Source organism: Intrasporangium calvum, assembly GCF_028446585.1.
GTDB classification, from domain to species: Bacteria; Actinomycetota; Actinomycetes; order Actinomycetales; family Dermatophilaceae; genus Intrasporangium; species Intrasporangium calvum_A.
Map to the genome: position 1 here is coordinate 1 of NZ_JAPFQL010000152.1, position 2,332 is coordinate 2,332.

Below are 2,332 nucleotides of genomic sequence, written 5' to 3' on the forward strand. Positions count from 1 at the left end.
CCTTGGGTGGGTGGCTCAGGCCAGGACGGTCGCGAGGACGTCCTTGTGGACGACGCCCAGCTCCTCGAGCGTCTGGTCGTCGCGGGGGGCGATGGACTCACCGTGCAGCGCCCAGGTGCGGGCCGCGGCCGGGTCGAAGTCCGGGTCCTCCTCGGCGAAGGGGATGACGAGCTGGGACCAGAAGTCGCCCCACGTCATCGCCTTCGGGGCGCGGAAGCACGCGGCCGCGCAGAACCACGGGTTGTCCTTGAACCACACGTGGACGAGCTGGTCGTCGCCGTAGAGCTCCTGACGCGAGCGGGACGGGAAGTCATACGTCCCAAGGCTCTTCACGGTCATGTCGGTCTCCTCTCAGGCCGTCGGGGCGGGCTCGGTGGGGGCGGGCTCGGAGATGGGGGCCTCCGCATGCCACTTGGTCCAGTTGCGCTCGTCGACCGAGCCGAGGTACTCGCCGTTGTCGCCGTCCTGCAGGCCGTACCACTGGAGCACGTCCGGCAGCGTGGGGCCGCCGCAGTTGCCCTGGTAGATCTGGTGGACGGGCAGCCAGGCCTGGACGTACTTCTCCGGCTCGCGCTCGAAGATCCACTGGCAGCCGTTGGAGCAGGTCTGGAACTTCTCGCCGTTGTACTCCGACTCGCGCTGGCAGATCGTCGTCGGGTCGCCCGGCTCGGTGAAGCCCATCGGGATCTGGCAGACCTGGCACAGCTGCGGCAGGCCGCGGACGAAGTGCCGGCCGCCGTTCTCGATGTTGCGCTTCTCCTTGTCCCAGAGCGGCTTGAAGTGCTTCTCGAACGTCTCCGGGTACGTCTTCGAGAGCCACTCCATGTGCTCGTCGTTCGGGACGCTCGTCGTGAAGGACGCGGCGTGCGAGAACTGGTAGAGGATCCAGTAGACCTGGTGGGAGAGGATCTCCTTCTCGCCGATGGCGTCCTCGACGTGCTTCGGCGGGGTGATGCCGTAGAACGCGAGGTCCTGGAAGAGGCCCTGCATCATCTGCTGCTCGAAGTAGAGCTCGAAGGCCTCCTTCCACGACATGACCTTGCGGGGCAGCATGTAGTCGAGCATCTGGGCGACCAGACCGGTGACCCGGTAGCCCCGCCAGAACCACTTGTCGATCCACGCCTGGACGATCGGCACGTTGGCCTCATCCTGCTCGAGGAGGAACTTGATCGCCTCGAGGCCGAGGGTCATGTGCCGGCTCTCGTCGGACTGCGCCGAGAAGCCGAACGTCATCGTCGGCAGGTCGCCGTTGAAGGACGCGCCGGACATGAACGGGACGAAGAGCAGGTTCGTCAGCAGGTACTCGAAGGAGAACCCGATGGCGATGAGGAACTCGAACGGGCCGGCCGACAGGGCGTCCTCGAAGAACGATTTCGGCACCGAGAGGTACCAGACCCGGTCGTGCTGCTGGCTGAAGTTGTGGAACCCGCTGTAGTACTTGTTGTAGTTGCTGAGGGTGTGCACCTCGGTCTGCGTGTGCCGCATCTCGTCGATCGACTGGCACAGCGCCGCGAAGCGCGGGCCCGGGCCGCCGAGGTGACGGGCCAGGTAGGCGAAGTTGCGGTGCGCGTTGTACTCGTTCGGCGCGATGCCCTGGAGGAAGATCTTCATCGCGTTGAGGTAGTTCGCGTCCGTCAGGGACAGGTGGCCCTGGCCCTGCGCGAAGCCGTCGAGCACGGCGTAGAGGCGCTTGTCCTTCTCCGCCTGGTACTTGCAGTACGCGTCGACCGTGAGGCGGAAGGGGTCCTCCCACTTGCTCCAGTCGTGGATCTTGATCCCCTCGAACTCGAGGTAGGGGAACATCTCCTCACGGGAGACGTAGCTCGGCTCCCAGTCGAGGTCACGGGTGAGCGCCTGGTATCGCTGCTTCATCGACAGCTTGCGGGGCGCCTTGGGGGCGATGGTCATGATGCGGCTCCTTTGTCGCTTCGTGCTGTCGTCTCAGTGGTCCCAGGCGATGACGATCTCGTCGTCATCCCATTCCTGGATGTGGCCGAAGTAGGACACGATCGCCATCTGGAACTCGTGGGTCTCCCACTCGCGCCCGAGGCGGTCCTCGACGGTGACCCGGTTGATGACGAGGCGACCGGGGGCGGTGATCCGGACCAGGCCGGGCATGTGCTGGGCGGCGCAGTCCGGGTTGTCGGCCTCGATGGCCTCGACGACGGCGCGGTTGGTCTCCGACTCCTGGATGTCGACGCCGACCTGGCGGGTCGCTGCGGACGTGGCTGCGGACGTGGCGGCGGACCTGGCGGGAGTGCTCGCGGTGTCGGTCATCTCAGGCCTCCTTGGGGGCGGAGTGGGCGGCGCGCAGGTCGTCGGCGACCTGCTC

3 protein-coding genes are annotated in these 2,332 nt (G+C 66.3%); all 3 read right to left on the reverse strand.

Annotated elements, in window-relative coordinates; all coding sequences use genetic code 11:
- Positions 1-15 precede the first annotated feature (15 nt).
- From OO014_RS19200 to OO014_RS19210, 3 genes are read right to left on the reverse strand one after another with little or no spacing between them, the layout of a single operon-like run.
- Entirely contained in the window at positions 16-339 is a 324-nt protein-coding gene (locus OO014_RS19200; protein ID WP_272463933.1) for a phenol hydroxylase subunit P4, read from the reverse strand.
- A 12-nt stretch (positions 340-351) separates the two neighbouring features.
- Positions 352-1,908: a YHS domain-containing protein gene (locus OO014_RS19205; RefSeq protein WP_272463934.1), complete on the reverse strand. Its 1,557-nt coding sequence runs from the start codon at positions 1,906-1,908 to the stop codon at positions 352-354.
- A 33-nt stretch (positions 1,909-1,941) separates the two neighbouring features.
- Positions 1,942-2,277, reverse strand: coding sequence for an MmoB/DmpM family protein (locus OO014_RS19210; protein ID WP_272463935.1), 336 nt, complete (start codon positions 2,275-2,277; stop codon positions 1,942-1,944).
- Positions 2,278-2,332: the final 55 nt, after the last annotated feature.

What these genes read in the sequence shown, in the direction of transcription:
- OO014_RS19200 (WP_272463933.1), bottom strand. Translation starts at nt 339, where the DNA reads ATGACCGTGAAGAGCCTTGGGACGTATGACTTCCCGTCCCGCTCGCGT.
- OO014_RS19205 (WP_272463934.1), bottom strand. Translation starts at nt 1,908, where the DNA reads ATGACCATCGCCCCCAAGGCGCCCCGCAAGCTGTCGATGAAGCAGCGA.
- OO014_RS19210 (WP_272463935.1), bottom strand. Translation starts at nt 2,277, where the DNA reads ATGACCGACACCGCGAGCACTCCCGCCAGGTCCGCCGCCACGTCCGCA.